Source organism: Bordetella tumulicola (genome assembly GCF_054779135.1).
The window spans coordinates 221,940-237,211 of record NZ_BAAGYU010000010.1; the positions used below are offsets into that span (position 1 = coordinate 221,940).

The window sequence follows — 15,272 nt, forward strand, 5'->3', positions numbered from 1 at the left end:
GCCCTCAGTCGACCTTCGCGCCAGAATCCTTCACGATATTCTCCCACCGTGGTAGCTCGGTGCCGATAAGCTTGGCGAATTCAGCTCGCGACAAAAAATAGGGTTCTACTCCTTGCGCGGCGAGACTACGGCGTACGCCTTCGTCCTCGAGCGCTTTCTGAGTCGCTTGCGATAGTTTGTCGAGTACGTCGACGGGTGTCTTGGCCGGAGCGAACAAGCCATACCAAGGATCCTCTCCGTAACCGGGGATACTCTCACCGATGGTCGGCACACCAGGAAGATCGGGCAACCGCTTCGTACTTGCGATCGCCAAAACTTTTAGTTTTCCGGCTTTCACTTGCGAAATGCTGGACGCAACCGCCTGAAATGCCACCGATACTCGACCGCTCATGACGTCTGTCGTCGCGGCGGCGGCGCCGCGATATGGAACATGCATCATTTCCACCTCGGCCGATTTATTGAAGACCTCTCCCATGAGATGGTTAAGCGTGCCATTACCCGCGGATGCATAGGTGACTTCATTTGGCTTGGCCTTTGCCAGCGCCAGGAGTTCTTGGATATTGTTGGGGGGAAAATCCGGTGCCGCGACCAGCAACATGCTGCCCGTTCCAAATGGGGAAACTGGCGCAAAATCTCGCTCCGGCGAAAAGCCGGGCTCGCTATACAGGTACGGATTGATTAAATGCGCACTGCTGACGTTGAACAAGAGCGTATACCCGTCCGCGGGGGCCCTGGCCACCGTCGATATTCCGATATTGCCTCCCGCCCCGGGGCGGTTCTCCACCACAATGCTCTGATTCAAGATACTACCTATTTTCTGCAGCACAATGCGGGAAACAACATCACTCGCACCGCCGGCGGCTTGCGGCACCACTACGGTAATAGGACGATCCGGATACGGCGCCGCATAGGTCGCTGTGACGACCGCGTATAGGCCCAAAGAGAGGGCACATCGAAGGATGTTTTGATATCTCATGAATTTCCTCTTGAAATAGGACGTCTAGTTAACTAAACCGGACGCCCGAGATGAAATAAGCAATCACCGACTTGGCACGCCGCAATGGCGCGCTCGCAGATGACGACGCCATCGGATTGAAATTTTTCTTCTATTGGCGTACGCATCGGCGCATCCGGAAAGTAGATGTGGCCGGCGACGTCTCCGGTGTTCACGTGATCGCCGAGACACACCGCTGCTTCGAATATGCCGTCGGTCGACGCATAAACGAATGCTTGCGGAGACACGCGCATGAACTGGACTGGCCCGGCGGGTTCGCACAGCGAGGGCGAAATGACGCCCAAATGCGCGAGTACCCGGCGTACGCCGGCTTCGCATAATTTCCTCAGCGCCGGATTGACCCAGGCACGGCCGCCGAGTTCGGTTCCGATGCGGATTATTTTGTTCCGCACAGCGGCATCGTAGCTACTGCCGATACCACCTCGGCCCTCGAACAATACACCGTAAGGCGCGCCGAAAACGCGCATCATCTCTTGGCTCTGTTCCAGGAGATGAGGGTCATCCGCGGCCAGAGATACCGTTGAGCCCAGGTAGTTCAGCGACGAGCCCCCACTGTGCAAGTCCAATACCACGTCAACGCGGCTCAGTAGCTCGGTCTCGATGAAATGGGCAATCATCTTCGAAGGACCTCCATGCGGATCCCCCGGATAGATGCGATTTAGGTTTTCGCCGTCGATCGGCGACACGCGAAGTCCGGCCTTCGCTGCTGGGTAGTTCGCCATCGGCAGGATGAGAATTTGTCCACGAATGTTCTCCGCATCGAGACTTTGTGCCAACCGCGTCAGTGTGACTTGCCCTTCATATTCATCGCCGTGCGTGCCGGACATGAGTAGTACACGCGGGCCGTCGCCGTTTCGTATGCTGACCAACGGTATCGGCAACCATCCATAGGCTGAGCGATGTACTGAGTGCGGAAGTCGTGCGATTCCGGAGCGTTTGCCATTTTCGTCAAGCGATATATCGATGCTAATGCGGCTCTTCGTCATAATTCCCTGACCTCTTCGGGGAAGAGATTGCTAAAGACTAATGAACCATTGTGTTAGCGGGCGCTGCCGTGTGCAAAATCGAATTAGGCTTAGCGATTCCAATTCGTTATCTCGTCGAGTCCGAGCTATAGAAAAGCCGTTTATTTCGCTCAAAGGCGAGTGCGGGCGTATTCCACTGGACACTACGGCATGCTGTCACCGATCGTGCGTACGATTCCGTTGCAACTGCTGTCTTATCACAAGGCGTGTGTGGCACGGATGTGGACAAGCCACGGAACTTGGCTAAGAGCGTGACGGTGGAGTAGGGGCGTCAGGCTTTTTCATTTGTGAAGAATGAAAATAAAGTCGGTCGATGCCTATTGTTCATCACTTAATTGTGATTGACGCGGACCAGCCTAGGGTGGCTTAGATTTTATGTACTTGCTGGCGGCCGTCGGGTGGAGTGCGTGGTCGAATGTGCCGTGGCAGGGTGAAACTCACGCGCGAGCTGCCGGATGGCGTCGTTTTTAGCTGCGGTTGCACGTGTTGTGAGCCTTTCGGTGAATATAGCGAAGACCCGAACAGAGTCTTTATGCGCAAGCCTGCGTTCTGAGCCTTTTAGTCCTTCATACGCCCCTTGCACGCGCATAAATAGCGAAGGGCGTAACAGTACGTGCATTATTCGTCCTTATTGTTGGTAAAAAGGGTAACAAAATACGCAAATCAATGAAATAGTTTCATATCGTCGATATGGTAGGAAGGAGACTAGACTGTTTCTTGCAGTTAATTTCACCGGAAGGGCTCCACTATGAATCGATTCACGCGTATTTCATTATTTGGGGTTGGGCTGGTTGCCGGCATAGCTGTGTTGCCGGCAAGTGCACAGGTGTACAACAACACCGCTACAGCAACCTTCACCGTCAACCTGATCATTCAATCTGACTGCACCATAGCCGCCAATCCACTCAGTTTTGGCACGTCCGGCGTATTGGATACTAATGTCGACGCGGAGACGACTGTTTCGGTCACTTGCAGCAACACCACGCCCTATAACATCGGACTCAATGAAGGTAACGTTACAGGCTCGACCGTGGCTAATCGTTTGCTGGCAGGCACAACCGGAGGCAATACCGGAACAACTGTCGCCTACCAGTTATATCAAGATGCCGCCCGAGCGACGGTCTGGGGTAACACCCAACCTACCGACACGCTGAGCGGCGTCGGTACAGGCACCGCGCAGACGATCCCTGTCTATGGTCGCGTACCGCCCCAGACTACGCCTACGGCCGACACTTACCAGTCAACTGTCACTGCCACCGTGTTCTTCTAGGTCGTGGTGAGATGGACCAATGAGCGACGCCGTTTGATGATGCGTGGGCGGATTGCGATCGTAGGCCTGGCGTTGTGCCTGTTCACCGCACGGGCGGCCGGTGTCACATTACAGGTATCACCGGTCACGATTGAAATGGCGCAAGGTCAGAATGGTGCAGCGCTAACATTGACGAATCCCGGCGACACTCCCGTGTATGGGCAGGTACGGGTGTTCGAGTGGGACCAGCACAATGGCGAAGACACGCTTGCCCCGACGGAACGGCTGGTAGCAAGCCCCCCACTGATTCAGGTGACGCCAGGCGGCGACCAACTCGTACGCCTGGTTCGTACGCCGGGAGATAAACCCGCGGTTGAGCAGGCTTACCGGATCGTGATAGACGAAATTCCGCACGAACAGACCATGCCGCGTAGCGGCGTGCTGATCCGGATGCGCTATTCAATTCCGGTGTTCGTCGATAACGGGCTGTCGGCGCAGGATAGCCCCGTACTGGCCTGGACGCTGCTACGCGAAGGTGGCGACTGGACGCTCCGTGTCGAGAACAGAGGCCGACAGCGAGCACGCATCAACACAGTTTGGATAGTCGACACCCGAGGAAGGCGCTATGACATCCAAGAGGGATTGTTGGGTTACGCCTTACCGGGGCGCTACAAAATATGGCCACTTGATATCCCGGCCAACGCCACGTTTGGCGCTAAGACAGTGATCCACGCCACCATTAACGCGCGGCCAGCTCAGGCGAATATCATGATCTCGCCTGGCAACGGCAAAGCGGGCCGCACGGCAGGGGGGGAACCGTGAATGCTATCTTCCGGTATGTTGGTGGCCCCCTCGAATTGTGCGATTGCGCCAGCAGATCACGGCAAAGCGGTTAGCCGAGTAGCAGTACGTCTGGTTGTCGCGGCGTCCTGCCAATGCATAGCAACGGCTGCCTTTAGTCAATCTTCGGCATTGGATTCACTATCCATTGCTCAGCTTGGCGCCCAAAACGAGCAGGACGTCTTTTTAGCGGTGACGCTGAATGGCCAGGATACGGGCGCGCTGGCCCGCTTCTATGTGCGCAACGGCAAACTGTGGGCCAAGCAGGCGGACCTCCGAAGCATCGGCATCGACGTCGACGCGCATACTTTCAGCAGCGAAGTTATCCCGCTCGATTCAATCGCTCAGCTGACATACCGCTATTCTGCGGCCCGGCAGTCGATAGCCATTGAAGTGCCCCCCGCGTTGCGTACGCCGTACAGGTACGGACAAGCACCAACGACCGCGGTTGGTGAGGCAACGTCGAGTCGAGGTTTGGCGCTGAACTACGATGCCTACTATCAATACGCGCATCGCTCTCAACTGTCTATCTGGAACGAGCTACGCTACTTTGACTCTAATGGCGTACTGGAGAATTCCGGCACTCTGTATACAGGGTCGTACCGCGGTGAGGACAGCTATGTTCGCTTCGATACATCATGGACTCACTCAGATCCTGTACGTCTTCGCACCTTGCGCTTGGGAGACACCATTTCTTCGGCCTTGGACTGGACAAGGCCAGTACGCATGGCTGGCATACAGTTCAGCCGGAACTATGACTTGCGGCCGGATCTCATCACATTCCCACTGCCGCAGTTGGGCGGAACCGCGACTGTACCTTCCACGGTTGACCTCTATATCAACAATATGCGACGCTTCAGTACCGAGGTCCCTGATGGGCCTTTTATCTTTAATGACGCACCCGGGATAACGGGTGCCGGCAACGCTACCATCGTCACCCGCGATGCGTTAGGCCGCTCGGTATCGACGACGCTGCCTATCTACATCGACCGCCGTATGCTGGCCGCCGGGTTGTCGTCGTACTCGGTGGAGGCGGGGTTCATTCGCCGGCGTTACGCGCTGGAATCGTTCGACTACGACAGTCATCCTGCAGCCTCCGGCACCATACGGTATGGGCTGTCTAACGCCCTAACTGTTGAAGGTCATGCAGAAGCCACCGTGGGTGTGTACAACCTGGGCGCTGGTGCCCTGGTGGGATTGGGTGCCAATGGGGTCCTGAACGGAGCGTTGTCACTTAGCGCGGGCACCGGCACGGGAGCGAGGGTCGCGCTGGGATACCAGTTGCTGCAGCAACGGTTCTCTTTGGACCTTCAAACAATACGCAACCTGTCCAACTACCGGGACCTCGGCACCACGGATGGATATCCCATGGCAAAGAAGATGGATCGGGCCACGGTCTCGTTTTCTTTGGATGAACATCACTCTGTGGCTGCTAGCTACATTGGTTATACACTGCCCGGTTACCAGCCATCTCATGTCGGCTCGGTCGGCTATACGGCGAATCTGGGAAAGAGGGTTTCAACGAACCTCAGCGCATACCGGGATTTTGGCGGACGCGAGGACACAGGCTTGTTCCTGAGTGTGAGCATTTCGCTTGATGGAGGCACGTATTTGGGCGCCTATGGTGGCCGGCAAAACGGTGATACCAGCTTCAACCTAACGGCGTCGCGCTCGCCCGACTACGAAGGCGGCTGGGGTTGGGGCCTACAGGCGGGCAAAACAGCCTCGGCGCGTTGGGGGCAGGCGCAGACAACCTATCGCGGCCGATATGGTGAAGTCACGGCGTTGGCCCAGCAAGTAGACGGCCACGGTAGTGCCGCGCTAAACGCCTCTGGCGCCGTCACGCTGATGGACGGTAGTCTTACGGCGTCGCGACGTTTGTACGACGGTTTTGCGTTGGTATCCACAGGAGGTATAGCCGACATTCCGGTGCTTCACGAAAACCGTGTCATCGGCGTCACAGACGCAAGCGGCCATTATTTGATCCCCGACCTAAATTCGTACCAGCGCAATCGGATATCTATCGATGGCCTGGATCTTCCGTCCAATTTCAAATTGGCGCGAAGCAACGCGGAAGTTGTGCCACAGGCGAGATCGGGTGTATTGGCAGAATTCCTGGTTACGGAATACCGAGCTGCTTCGCTTATTTTGCGCGATGCACAAGGCAAGGCTATCCCTGTCGGCGCTGATGTTTACCATGAGGAGTCGGGGGCACGCACCGTGGTAGGGTATGACGGTGTGGCCTTCGTAGAACAGCTGGCAGCCACCAACCACTTGCGTATTCGTTATGAGAACAACACCTGTCAAGTGCAGTTCACGTTCAAGAATACAGACGCTTCCGAGCTTCCTACCATCGGTCCCTTAATATGCGACGCATCTGGATAAAACACTCATTGGCACAACATGCGACCATTGCAGCAATTATTTGCCTAGCGCTTTTCAGCGTTTCAGGGGTGCAAGCCCAAAGCTGCACAGCCAGTGCCTCGCCCATAAATTTCGGCGATGTGCGCCCTATTCAACTGAGCGCAGTCGACGGCACCGGTACGGTCACGGTGACGTGCACGTGGCCGGCGGTCACGTTGAACCGAAATGCTCGGATTTGCCTGAATCTCGGTCCTGGCGTCAACTCCAGTGGTAGCGCGCCCCGCTTCCTGACGAACGGCAGCAACGCGATCCGGTTTAATTTGTTCCAGGATGCCGCGCGCACCAATATCTGGGGATCCATATACTCGACCACGACCCCGAATCCGATCACGTTCGTGCTGGCAAAGCCTATCGCTGGTACAACTGCCAGCCGGGCGATCACCTACTACGGACGCGTCGAGGCCAATCAGCCTACTATTCCGCTAGTGGGCAGTACTGCGACCTCTTACACCACGGCTTTCAGCGGTAACCAAAGCTCACTGAACACCCACTTCTTCGAGATCATCGACAGAACTTGCCCGAACATACAGCAGACGGCATCGACGTTTCCCTTCACCGCCACAGCACGAGTCATTAACGACTGCACCATATCCGCTACCAACCTGAATTTTCCATCGACTGGTGTACTAAAAGCGCGACTTGATGGAACCGCAAGCTTGAGCGTACGCTGCACCAATGGAAATGCGTATCGCGTATCGCTAAATGGCGGCAGTAGCGGCAGCATAAGCGCCCGTTCCATGCAACGTGTCGGCGGAGGAGGTGCTGTGCGCTATCAGCTATACACCAGTAGTGCTCGTAGCGTCATCTGGGGCGATGGTACCAGTGGTACGGCAGCAGTTACGGCAGCAGGTAGTGGCTTGGCCCAAACCTTGACGATCTACGGGTCAGTGCCTGCTCAGAGTACGCCCACTCCAGGCACCTATCGTGACACCATTATCGCCACCATCAGTTTCTAGAGTTCCATGCCACAGTGCCGCGGCTACCGCTTAGCTCGATCACATAACGGTCGTCGAAGGCGATAGTCGGCCAATTCAACCCGGGCACGCTCTCGGGTCCCTTGAACAGGCGGGGTATGCGGCCGAACTCAGGGTCCCAGTCTTGTTGACCGCGCTCTTCGATCAGCTCGCGAGTGGCGGCGCTGGTTACGGTGTAAACGACTTCGAAAGCCGCCGCGTGACGCGGCACCGACATGCCCCTTTTATCCCATCACGAGGGCTTAGAGATTCTGAGCGTCTTGATCAGTAGATGGTACAGGCTGTCGACAGCCTTGGAGCCTTGTGAAGCACGGCTGCGATACACCGACACCTCCATCGGCTTGAGAGGCCCTAGTCCATGCGCGCTGTCCAGGATTTCGAGATGGGCAGGTGCGCTGCACCGGGTCAGGACTGCGACGGCTAATCCGCTTTCGACGGCGGCAATCTGACCCGCCAGACTGGAGCTGTTGTAGACCACCCTATATCGGCGACCTTGCAGGTTCAATGAATTGATCGCGCTTCGTCTGGCAAGGCTACTGTCTTCATAGACGGCAATAGGCAGCGGGTCGCGCAGCCAGGTATCGAACTGCGGCGAACCCACCCACACCATCGGTTCATGAAACAGCAAGGTGCCCCGTCGTGCATGATCCCGTGAAATCAACGCCAGGTCTAGGTCGCCACGTTCGACACGAGGGATAAGGGATGTCGACTGCTCGCAGTCCAGTTCGATGTCAACGGTGCCGTATCTTGGTGCAAAACGCTTGAGGACTGGCGTCAGGTATTTGGCAGCGTAGTCGTCAGGCACCCCAAGGCGAATGCGGCCTCCTACTGTCTCGCCATGAAAGGCCGTTTGCGCTTCCGCGTGTAGGTCGAGTATTCGTCGAGCGTAACCCAGCAGACGTTGCCCATCCGGTGTGAGTTGGTGCTCCCGGGGGCCTCTTACAAGCAATTGCCGCCCTACGGCGGCCTCCAGTTTTTTCAACTGCATGCTGACGGCCGACTGGGACCTGTGCACCTCTGGCGCAGCGTTGGACAGCGAGCCCGCATCCACGACTGTGACGAAGCATCTAAGCCAATCGACATGTAGATCCGGATAGGCCATGGCATTTCCTATGTATTCGTTTTTCAAATGGCATACAGAAGAATTATGCGCTTTTTAACATCCAATATCCGAGGCATAGTTCATCGCCAGTGCAGACTTTCGGTCTCTAGCTTGCCGTTGCAAGTCATGGATGCCGTACTTGCAGGTTGGTGGATATCGATGAAGGAGTCCCCGTTTTGACACGCGATGCCGTAGATTTATATGCACTTGATCCTCATCGCGTATGGTCCGGTTTCACGCAGCTGCTTCCCATAGCGATTTTCGTGACTGTTTTTGGCGTGGCATTCGGACTTGCGGCTAAGCAGATGGGATTGGACAGTGTCTCGGTCGTTCTCATGAGCACGTTGGCCTTTGCTGGCGCGGCACAGTTTGCGGTGCTGGATCTGTGGGGCGCGCAAGTGCCGCTGGTTCCTCTGGCTATTACCGTGTTTGCCATCAACGCTCGTCATCTGTTGATGGGCGCTGCACTCTTCCCATGGCTGTGCCATCTGTCGCCCGCGAAGCGCTACGGCGTGATGCTCGTTGTGTCTGACGCCAATTGGGCTATGTCCATGCAGGCGTTTGGACGTGGAGAGTCGGGCATGGGATTGTTGCTGGGCGGTGGAATTGCCCTTTGGCTGTCCTGGATACTAGGCTCCTGGCTGGGCCTTTACGTGGGTAGCGTCATTCACGACCCCGTGAGTCTGGGTTTGGACATGGTAATGGGCTGCTTCCTCTTGGCCATGGCGGTTGGCGGACGGAAGAGTCCGCGCGTGATTTTTATATGGGTAGTGGCGGCATGCTCTTCGTTGATCGCTGACGGGTATCTGCCCGAGAACAGTCATGTGATGGTGGGCGCCCTGGCAGGCGGCACGTTCGGCGCCTTTTGGACGGAGAAAGGGCAGTGAATATCGAAACGTCAGGTACCGGCACACTGGCCGTCGTGCTGGTCGTCGCGGTCGTAACGCTGGCCACCCGCTGGGGCGGGGTGTTTATCATGTCGCTCGTTCCCATTAGCGACCGAGTTAAGCAGTTCATCAGTGCTATGTCCGGCTCGGTGCTGGTAGCACTTTTGGCACCAATGGCGGTGCATGGGGATAACGGTGCACGACTCGCGCTATTAGCGACGGCGACGACCATGCTGCTGTTGAAGAAGCCCCTGCCAGCCATCGCGGCGGGCATCGTTACAGCAGCATTGTTCAGGTATTTGCTTTCGCTGGCTGCTTAGCGGCCTGGACGAGTCGCACTCACTCGCCCTTGCCCGGTAGGTCTTGGGTCGCGTCGATCGCGCGCAAAAGGCGCCCGAGATGCCCACTGCTAGAGAAACCCAGGTCGGTACTCACGCGCGCCACCGCCTCGCCGAGGGCGATGCGCTGACGAGCGGCCTGCGCCACGAGTATGCGCCGCAACGCAACCGGCGGGAGCCCGTAGGCCGTGAGGCATGCGCGTTGCAACGTTCGCGTGGAAACACCCAGCGCGTCCGCCGAATCGGCTACGGCGGGCGGGGAGTGCCCTTCCTCGAGCTTCTCGCGCAGGGCGTCGACCCAGCGTTGTGCCAGATTGGGCGAGCCAGCGAGCAAGACCTCGATGGGCCGACTACTGCCGAGTTGTGCAATCAATGCGGAGATTAACGCCGGCAAGGCGCTGGGCGACAGCGCCGGTTTCCAGAGTGCATCTAGCATGGTCTGGGCGGCGCCATCGAGTTGCAGGACGCCGCTCGCGTTGCAGTTACGCAGCAGTTCGGGGGCGAGATACAGTTCGCCATGCTGCTGGGCGACGCTTTCCGCGCGCGTACTGTGTTTGAAGTAGGACGGGAGCAAGAGCGCCTGACCTCGCACTAACCGGCCGCGGCGGCGCGTACCTCCGTCATCCTGCCACGCGCTGTCAAGCACGCCTGCACGCGGCCAGAGCAGCATGGCGCAATCGTGCTCATGCCAATGAAAGGCGTAGCGCGGTTCACGGCTGGTGGCAAAAGCAAAGCCGGCTTGAGCGATCAGTTTCTGTTTGGACGAAAGTGTAGTGCAGCGCGTCATGGCAGTAGAGCGGGAGGCACGAAACAACGGCACGCGCCCTGGCGGCGCATGCAGACAATGGGGTTCAGTATCGGCGCGCCGGTTTATTAATGCAAGGTTGCGGGTCGCTGTCGCGTTTGGGATTGTCTTCTGTCGCTCTTCGGTTCGCGTGGGTTTCCGGCCATCTCTACGATAAGTCGCACTAAACCATTACAAGGGGATGTGCATGATGCGCACACCGTCATTCGCCCTGATCCTGGGCCTCGTACTGTCCGCGGTCCCGGCTGCGAGTTTTGCTGATTCCGCCTGGCCGGACAGACCGGTCACCCTGATCGTACCGTTCCCGGCTGGCGGGGGAACCGATCTGGTCGTGCGGACGCTGCAACCGGCTCTGAGCAAGCAATTGGGCCAGACTGTCGTCATCCAGAACGCCGGTGGCGCGGGCGGAACAGTCGGCTCGGGACAGGCAGCGCGCGCCAAGCCGGACGGTTATACGGCTCTTGCCGTCACCACCAGCACCACAGCCCTGGCCGCCAATCTTTACAAGAATCTGGCTTACCGTCCCGCGCAGGATTTTGCCTATGTCGGCTTCATCGGAACGTCGCCGTATGTCCTGGCTGCGCACCCGTCTCTTAAAGCCTTCACGTTGCCCGCGCTTATCACAGCGCTGAAATCCCGCGGGCAAGGCACTTTTGCCTCGGTCGGCGCCGGCACCGTGTCGCACCTGCTTGGTGAAATGTTTGCGAAGGACGAAAAGCTGGACCTGACTCATATCCCATACCGTGGCGCTGCTCCGGCTTATACGGATTTGGTCGGCGGCGAAGTCGATGTCATGTTCGACAACCCCGTTGGCCTCGCACCGTTCGTGCAGAGCGGTAAGCTCGCGGCTGTGGCCACCACGGCCGCAACGCCGATTCTGCCCGACGTGCCGACATTCGCCGCGCAGGGCATGCCGACCTACACGCAGTCGCTCTGGTACGGTCTGGCTTTTCCGAAAGATACGCCACCCGCCATCGTAGAGCGGATGAACGGCGCCCTGAACGCCGCGCTGCGGGATCCGGCCATCGCGGCGGATCTGGCCGCCAAAGGCGTCGATGTCCGGCCGGACACGGCTGATGCGCTGACCCGTAGCGTTGCCCAAGATCTCGCTTTCTGGGGCGAGCTCATCAAGAAAAATGGAGTCCAGTTTGACTGATCTTTCTTCGATTCGCCCCGTGGAGCCGCAGGCCGGCGAGGCAGCGTTGCTGAGCGTATTTGTCGACGCGTCCGCCAGCGTGTCTGGCGGCAACCCCGTCCCTCTCGTGCGGGATGCCCGCGGGATGCAGGCCGAGGACATGCAGGCCTTGGCCGCCTACCATGGCCACGAGTCTGCCTTCGTGCTGCCGGCCGATGAGCCGGACTATCTGTGTCGGCTGCGCTTCTTCGTGCCCGGCCATGAAATGGAGATGTGCGGTCATGCGACGGTGGGAGCGCTGTGGGCGCTACGGCAATGGGGCTACTGGACTACGCCTTGGGCGCGTGTGCAGACACTTAGTGGCAGTGTCGACATCGAATGGGACGAGGCCCGCGGCTGGGCGTGGATATCGCAACCCGCCGTGACCTTGGCTTTGCTGCCCGCCCAACAGTGTGACGCGATCGCCACAGTCTTGCGGATTGATCCCGGACTGCACGCTGTCAATGCCAGCACGAGCCGAGTCAAGACCCTGGTCCGGATGCCTGACGCAGCCGCTTTGGATGCTTTGGCGCCGGACTTCGGTGCGATGCGTGACCTGTGCGACGCCATCGATTCCACTGGCTTGTATCCGTATGCCGTCTCGGACGATGGTGTCTTTGCACGCCAGTTCCCTAAAGCCTCGGGCTATCCTGAAGACGCCGCCACCGGCATTGCCGCGGCAGCCTTGTGGGGTCATTTGGACAGCGTGGGCGAGGTGCCGGCCGACCAGATATGTACCGTGCGCCAGGGCGTGGCGATGGGCTCGCCCTCGGCAATCCAGCTACGTCGCCGTACCGATGCGCCAGGCTGCTGGTTGAGTGGGGAGACGCAATGGCTCACCTGACGCATCGTCACCAGGCGCGGTTGCTGATTTTTAACCTTACACAAGGTGTCTCCTACTGTTGAGTGTGGCATGTTCTTCATGCAGCCTCGGAGAAGCGCAAACCTGCAATACCTGTGATCGCTAATACAAGGAAGAAGACGCGAGTCCAACTGAGTTGCTCGTTAAAGAACACGAGTCCGATCAGAACTAGACCGATGGTGCCTACGCCTGTCCAAATGGCATAGGCAGTTCCGACCGGTAATGAACGAAGAGCAAGTGCAAGCAAAAAGATGCTGCTCAACGCGGCCATCACGGCAACGATGCTAGGCCCAGGTCTTGACCAACCCTCATTTAACTTCAGGAAAAGCCCCATCAAAATTTCCAACGCCGCAGCAAGGAATAGATATGTCCATGCCATGGTTCAGCCTTTCGGAAGATCAAGTTGGTTCTGATCGAAAGGAGAGCCCTCTTGCTTGGACACCAAGAGTCCTTGCTGCACGGCAGGCTTTGACTCGATCAAATCCAGCCAACGGCGAACATGCGAGAACGGCGAAATGTCCAAACTCAATTCGCTCCAGGTGCGCAACCATGCGAATGCCGCGATGTCCGCAATGCTGTAGCTTGGCAAAGCGATGAAAGCGGACTCGCTTAGTCGAGCATCCACGACCTGATACAAACGCAATGCCTCTTTCCGGTACCGCTGAATGGCCTCAGGATTTTCAGTCTTTGATCCGTGGAGAAACCACCATAATTGACCAAGCATCGGGCCAATGCCTCCAATTTGAAAATGCAACCACTGCTGGACGGCCACTTGTTCGACGTCCGTCGGTGGCAATAGGCATCCAGTCTTTGCCGATAGATAGGAAAGAATGGCTCCCGATTCGAAGACCGTCACACCGGACTCTTTATCAAAAATGGCCGGAATCTTGCCGTTGGGGTTGATCCTCCGGTAGCTCGGCTGGTGCTGATCGCCCCGCGATAGATCGAGATTCACTTGGTCATAGTCGAGCCCCGCCTCATTCAAGAAGATAGCGATCTTCTGTCCATTTGGCGTGTTCGCGGTATAGAACGTGAGGGAGTTGGTGTGATTCATGGTTGCCTCTTATTTGTCCATAGAATTGCAATTGCAATCATTGCAATTGCAATTCTATGGACAAATAAAAATTTCTGCAACCTGTTAGGTAAGAGGCTTGCCATTAATGGGCACTGTATGCATGAACTTACGCAACGGCGCTGTCCCTAGATGCACGAACGGTCTCGAAAGTCCGATCAAGACCCTCGGCCAAGGCCTGCTGTTCGCTGGCGCTGAACTGATTGAGGAACAGTTCGGTGATGGTGGATTGGTACACCTTCCACATCTTCTTGCGTAGTACGCGTCCTTCTCTTGTGATGGACGCGTAGGCCGCACGGCCGTCCGTGGCCGAACGACTGCGTGTCACCAAGCCTTCTTGCTCCAGGCGGTCCACCAGTCTCGTCAGGTTGTAGCGCTCAATGACCAGCGTGTCGGCGAGCTCGTGCATGCGCCGCGTTCCTCCCGGCCCGCTCTCCAAGCCCCAGAGCGTGTCATACCACGCGTAGCTGGGCAGATTGGCATCCGCCAAACGGCGCTCAACCTCCCGGATCATCATTCGATGTGCGCGCACAAATGAGTACCAAAGGTCAGGTTTTGCCGCTGTCATAACCAAGCTTCTCTCATATTATTTCGGTTGCAAATGCAATTCTATCTCACCGAAATTTCCGTCTAACGTATCCCCGACAACTGCCGCACAATATCCCGCAACGCAGGCCCCACCCGTTCACGTAACACCGCCGCAGGCAACAGTGACGCCGGCCCTCCGCAACTCATCACGAATACACCTTCGCCCGTGACAGCCTGGAACGGCACCGCCACGGCATTAATACCCGTCTTCCAGGCTTCCAACGAGAAACAACATCCGGTAGCCGCCAGATCCGAGCAAGCTTGCTGCACGACATCCCCAGCTGGGGCCGCTCGTCCCAGACGCTGTAGCAACGCGTCGCGCGACACATCGGGCAAGGCCGCGACGTGAGCCAGTCCCATCGCGCTATCCAGGCTGGCCCGATATCCCACGGGCAGACGCAAATACAACTCGGACGAGCCGTGAATGGCTTCCACATAGACCATCGCATCGCCATCGAACGTGCCCAACGCTACTGCACCGCCTGTCTCACGTGCGAGTTGCACCATCGACGCTTTCGCCAACTCGCGTACTTCCAGTCCGACTAGTACGCCAAACCCCAGTGCCAATACACCATAGCCGGGGGAATACTTGCCGCTATCGGTGTGATAGCGCAAATAGCCCAACTCGGCCAAGGTGTAGGTGATGCGGCTGATGGTTGGCTTAGGCAACCCAGTCAGGCCCGCTAGGTCCTGATTGCCCAAGATCGTGGCCCCGGGCCCGAAACAGCGCAATACCCCAAGCCCGCGCGCCAATGCTTCGATGAAATTGGGCCCCGACCTTCCCTGGCTGCTGCCTCGACGACGACGCGCAGGTCCGCTTCGTTCGGTAGTTTCTTCGCCGGGATCAGATGAATCGACTGGGGGTTGCATAGAGGCTGCTTCGCTTTTATAGTTAATTTCTAATAATGGAATTAAAT

Annotated in this window: 17 protein-coding genes; 8 read left to right on the forward strand and 9 right to left on the reverse strand. The window is 57.6% G+C overall.

The features are described from left to right. Positions 1-4 precede the first annotated feature (4 nt). Both ACYVDM_RS18295 and ACYVDM_RS18300 read right to left on the reverse strand, forming a co-directional pair. Positions 5-976 carry a Bug family tripartite tricarboxylate transporter substrate binding protein gene (locus tag ACYVDM_RS18295; RefSeq protein ID WP_415787467.1) on the reverse strand — a complete coding sequence of 324 codons (972 nt, stop codon included), beginning with the start codon at positions 974-976 and terminating at the stop codon, positions 5-7. Positions 977-1,008: 32 nt separating this feature from the next. Next, complete coding sequence (locus ACYVDM_RS18300; RefSeq protein ID WP_415787469.1) at positions 1,009-2,001, reverse strand: succinylglutamate desuccinylase/aspartoacylase family protein; 993 nt, start codon at positions 1,999-2,001, stop codon at positions 1,009-1,011. Positions 2,002-2,788: 787 nt separating this feature from the next. Between ACYVDM_RS18300 and ACYVDM_RS18305 the strand changes: the two genes are divergently transcribed. Genes ACYVDM_RS18305 through ACYVDM_RS18320 form a run of 4 tightly spaced genes read left to right on the forward strand, consistent with a single transcriptional unit; the run spans position 2,789 to position 7,509 of the window. After that, positions 2,789-3,310, forward strand: a complete 522-nt coding sequence (locus ACYVDM_RS18305; protein WP_415787471.1) for a Csu type fimbrial protein — start codon at positions 2,789-2,791, stop codon at positions 3,308-3,310. Positions 3,311-3,346: 36 nt separating this feature from the next. Next, positions 3,347-4,111 carry a fimbrial biogenesis chaperone gene (locus ACYVDM_RS18310; protein WP_460475437.1) on the forward strand — a complete coding sequence of 255 codons (765 nt, stop codon included), beginning with the start codon at positions 3,347-3,349 and terminating at the stop codon, positions 4,109-4,111. Then, positions 4,112-6,514 (forward strand): fimbria/pilus outer membrane usher protein, encoded by a 2,403-nt coding sequence (locus ACYVDM_RS18315; protein ID WP_415787476.1) that lies wholly within the window; start codon positions 4,112-4,114, stop codon positions 6,512-6,514. Continuing rightward, positions 6,496-7,509, forward strand: a complete 1,014-nt coding sequence (locus ACYVDM_RS18320) for a Csu type fimbrial protein (protein WP_415787478.1) — start codon at positions 6,496-6,498, stop codon at positions 7,507-7,509. Before ACYVDM_RS18315 ends, ACYVDM_RS18320 begins: the two co-directional genes overlap by 19 nt. Here ACYVDM_RS18320 and ACYVDM_RS18325 read toward each other — a convergent pair. Both ACYVDM_RS18325 and ACYVDM_RS18330 read right to left on the reverse strand, forming a co-directional pair. Further along, the gene (locus ACYVDM_RS18325; RefSeq protein ID WP_415787480.1) at positions 7,499-7,744 is read right to left on the reverse strand and encodes an MBL fold metallo-hydrolase; all 246 of its coding nucleotides are present in this window, start codon (positions 7,742-7,744) and stop codon (positions 7,499-7,501) included. The genes ACYVDM_RS18320 and ACYVDM_RS18325 overlap by 11 nt on opposite strands. 15 nt (positions 7,745-7,759) lie before the next feature. Next, complete coding sequence (locus tag ACYVDM_RS18330; protein ID WP_415787482.1) at positions 7,760-8,629, reverse strand: LysR family transcriptional regulator; 870 nt, start codon at positions 8,627-8,629, stop codon at positions 7,760-7,762. Between the two features lie 149 nt (positions 8,630-8,778). On the opposite strand from ACYVDM_RS18330, the gene ACYVDM_RS18335 reads away from it, so the two are divergent. Together ACYVDM_RS18335 and ACYVDM_RS18340 are read left to right on the forward strand one after the other, a co-directional pair. Beyond that, the gene (locus tag ACYVDM_RS18335; protein ID WP_415787484.1) at positions 8,779-9,516 is read left to right on the forward strand and encodes an AzlC family ABC transporter permease; all 738 of its coding nucleotides are present in this window, start codon (positions 8,779-8,781) and stop codon (positions 9,514-9,516) included. Continuing rightward, complete coding sequence (locus ACYVDM_RS18340) at positions 9,513-9,836, forward strand: AzlD family protein (RefSeq protein ID WP_415787486.1); 324 nt, start codon at positions 9,513-9,515, stop codon at positions 9,834-9,836. Before ACYVDM_RS18335 ends, ACYVDM_RS18340 begins: the two co-directional genes overlap by 4 nt. A 19-nt stretch (positions 9,837-9,855) precedes the next feature. On the opposite strand, the gene ACYVDM_RS18345 is transcribed toward ACYVDM_RS18340, so the two are convergent. Continuing rightward, complete coding sequence (locus tag ACYVDM_RS18345; RefSeq protein WP_415787488.1) at positions 9,856-10,641, reverse strand: AraC family transcriptional regulator; 786 nt, start codon at positions 10,639-10,641, stop codon at positions 9,856-9,858. Between the two features lie 205 nt (positions 10,642-10,846). Between ACYVDM_RS18345 and ACYVDM_RS18350 the strand changes: the two genes are divergently transcribed. Next, positions 10,847-11,815 (forward strand): Bug family tripartite tricarboxylate transporter substrate binding protein, encoded by a 969-nt coding sequence (locus ACYVDM_RS18350; protein WP_415787490.1) that lies wholly within the window; start codon positions 10,847-10,849, stop codon positions 11,813-11,815. After that, entirely contained in the window at positions 11,808-12,677 is an 870-nt protein-coding gene (locus ACYVDM_RS18355; protein WP_415787492.1) for a PhzF family phenazine biosynthesis protein, read from the forward strand. The genes ACYVDM_RS18350 and ACYVDM_RS18355 overlap by 8 nt, the downstream gene beginning before the upstream one ends. 76 nt (positions 12,678-12,753) lie before the next feature. Here ACYVDM_RS18355 and ACYVDM_RS18360 read toward each other — a convergent pair whose 3' ends face one another. The 4 genes from ACYVDM_RS18360 to ACYVDM_RS18375 form a co-directional block, all read right to left on the reverse strand. Continuing rightward, complete coding sequence (locus tag ACYVDM_RS18360; protein WP_415787494.1) at positions 12,754-13,074, reverse strand: DMT family transporter; 321 nt, start codon at positions 13,072-13,074, stop codon at positions 12,754-12,756. Between the two features lie 3 nt (positions 13,075-13,077). Then, positions 13,078-13,749, reverse strand: coding sequence for a glutathione S-transferase family protein (locus ACYVDM_RS18365; RefSeq protein WP_415787496.1), 672 nt, complete (start codon positions 13,747-13,749; stop codon positions 13,078-13,080). Positions 13,750-13,876: 127 nt separating this feature from the next. After that, positions 13,877-14,335, reverse strand: coding sequence for a MarR family winged helix-turn-helix transcriptional regulator (locus tag ACYVDM_RS18370; RefSeq protein WP_415787498.1), 459 nt, complete (start codon positions 14,333-14,335; stop codon positions 13,877-13,879). A gap of 62 nt (positions 14,336-14,397) precedes the next feature. Next, complete coding sequence (locus ACYVDM_RS18375) at positions 14,398-15,225, reverse strand: IclR family transcriptional regulator (protein WP_415787500.1); 828 nt, start codon at positions 15,223-15,225, stop codon at positions 14,398-14,400. Positions 15,226-15,272: the final 47 nt, after the last annotated feature.

Excerpts from the sequence above, each read along its gene's own strand:
- ACYVDM_RS18295 (WP_415787467.1), bottom strand. The coding sequence starts at position 976 with ATGAGATATCAAAACATCCTTCGATGTGCCCTCTCTTTGGGCCTATAC.
- ACYVDM_RS18300 (WP_415787469.1), bottom strand. The coding sequence starts at position 2,001 with ATGACGAAGAGCCGCATTAGCATCGATATATCGCTTGACGAAAATGGC.
- ACYVDM_RS18305 (WP_415787471.1), top strand. The coding sequence starts at position 2,789 with ATGAATCGATTCACGCGTATTTCATTATTTGGGGTTGGGCTGGTTGCC.
- ACYVDM_RS18310 (WP_460475437.1), top strand. The coding sequence starts at position 3,347 with ATGATGCGTGGGCGGATTGCGATCGTAGGCCTGGCGTTGTGCCTGTTC.
- ACYVDM_RS18315 (WP_415787476.1), top strand. The coding sequence starts at position 4,112 with ATGCTATCTTCCGGTATGTTGGTGGCCCCCTCGAATTGTGCGATTGCG.
- ACYVDM_RS18320 (WP_415787478.1), top strand. The coding sequence starts at position 6,496 with ATGCGACGCATCTGGATAAAACACTCATTGGCACAACATGCGACCATT.
- ACYVDM_RS18325 (WP_415787480.1), bottom strand. The coding sequence starts at position 7,744 with ATGTCGGTGCCGCGTCACGCGGCGGCTTTCGAAGTCGTTTACACCGTA.
- ACYVDM_RS18330 (WP_415787482.1), bottom strand. The coding sequence starts at position 8,629 with ATGGCCTATCCGGATCTACATGTCGATTGGCTTAGATGCTTCGTCACA.
- ACYVDM_RS18345 (WP_415787488.1), bottom strand. The coding sequence starts at position 10,641 with ATGACGCGCTGCACTACACTTTCGTCCAAACAGAAACTGATCGCTCAA.
- ACYVDM_RS18350 (WP_415787490.1), top strand. The coding sequence starts at position 10,847 with ATGATGCGCACACCGTCATTCGCCCTGATCCTGGGCCTCGTACTGTCC.
- ACYVDM_RS18360 (WP_415787494.1), bottom strand. The coding sequence starts at position 13,074 with ATGGCATGGACATATCTATTCCTTGCTGCGGCGTTGGAAATTTTGATG.
- ACYVDM_RS18365 (WP_415787496.1), bottom strand. The coding sequence starts at position 13,749 with ATGAATCACACCAACTCCCTCACGTTCTATACCGCGAACACGCCAAAT.
- ACYVDM_RS18370 (WP_415787498.1), bottom strand. The coding sequence starts at position 14,335 with ATGACAGCGGCAAAACCTGACCTTTGGTACTCATTTGTGCGCGCACAT.
- ACYVDM_RS18375 (WP_415787500.1), bottom strand. The coding sequence starts at position 15,225 with ATGCAACCCCCAGTCGATTCATCTGATCCCGGCGAAGAAACTACCGAA.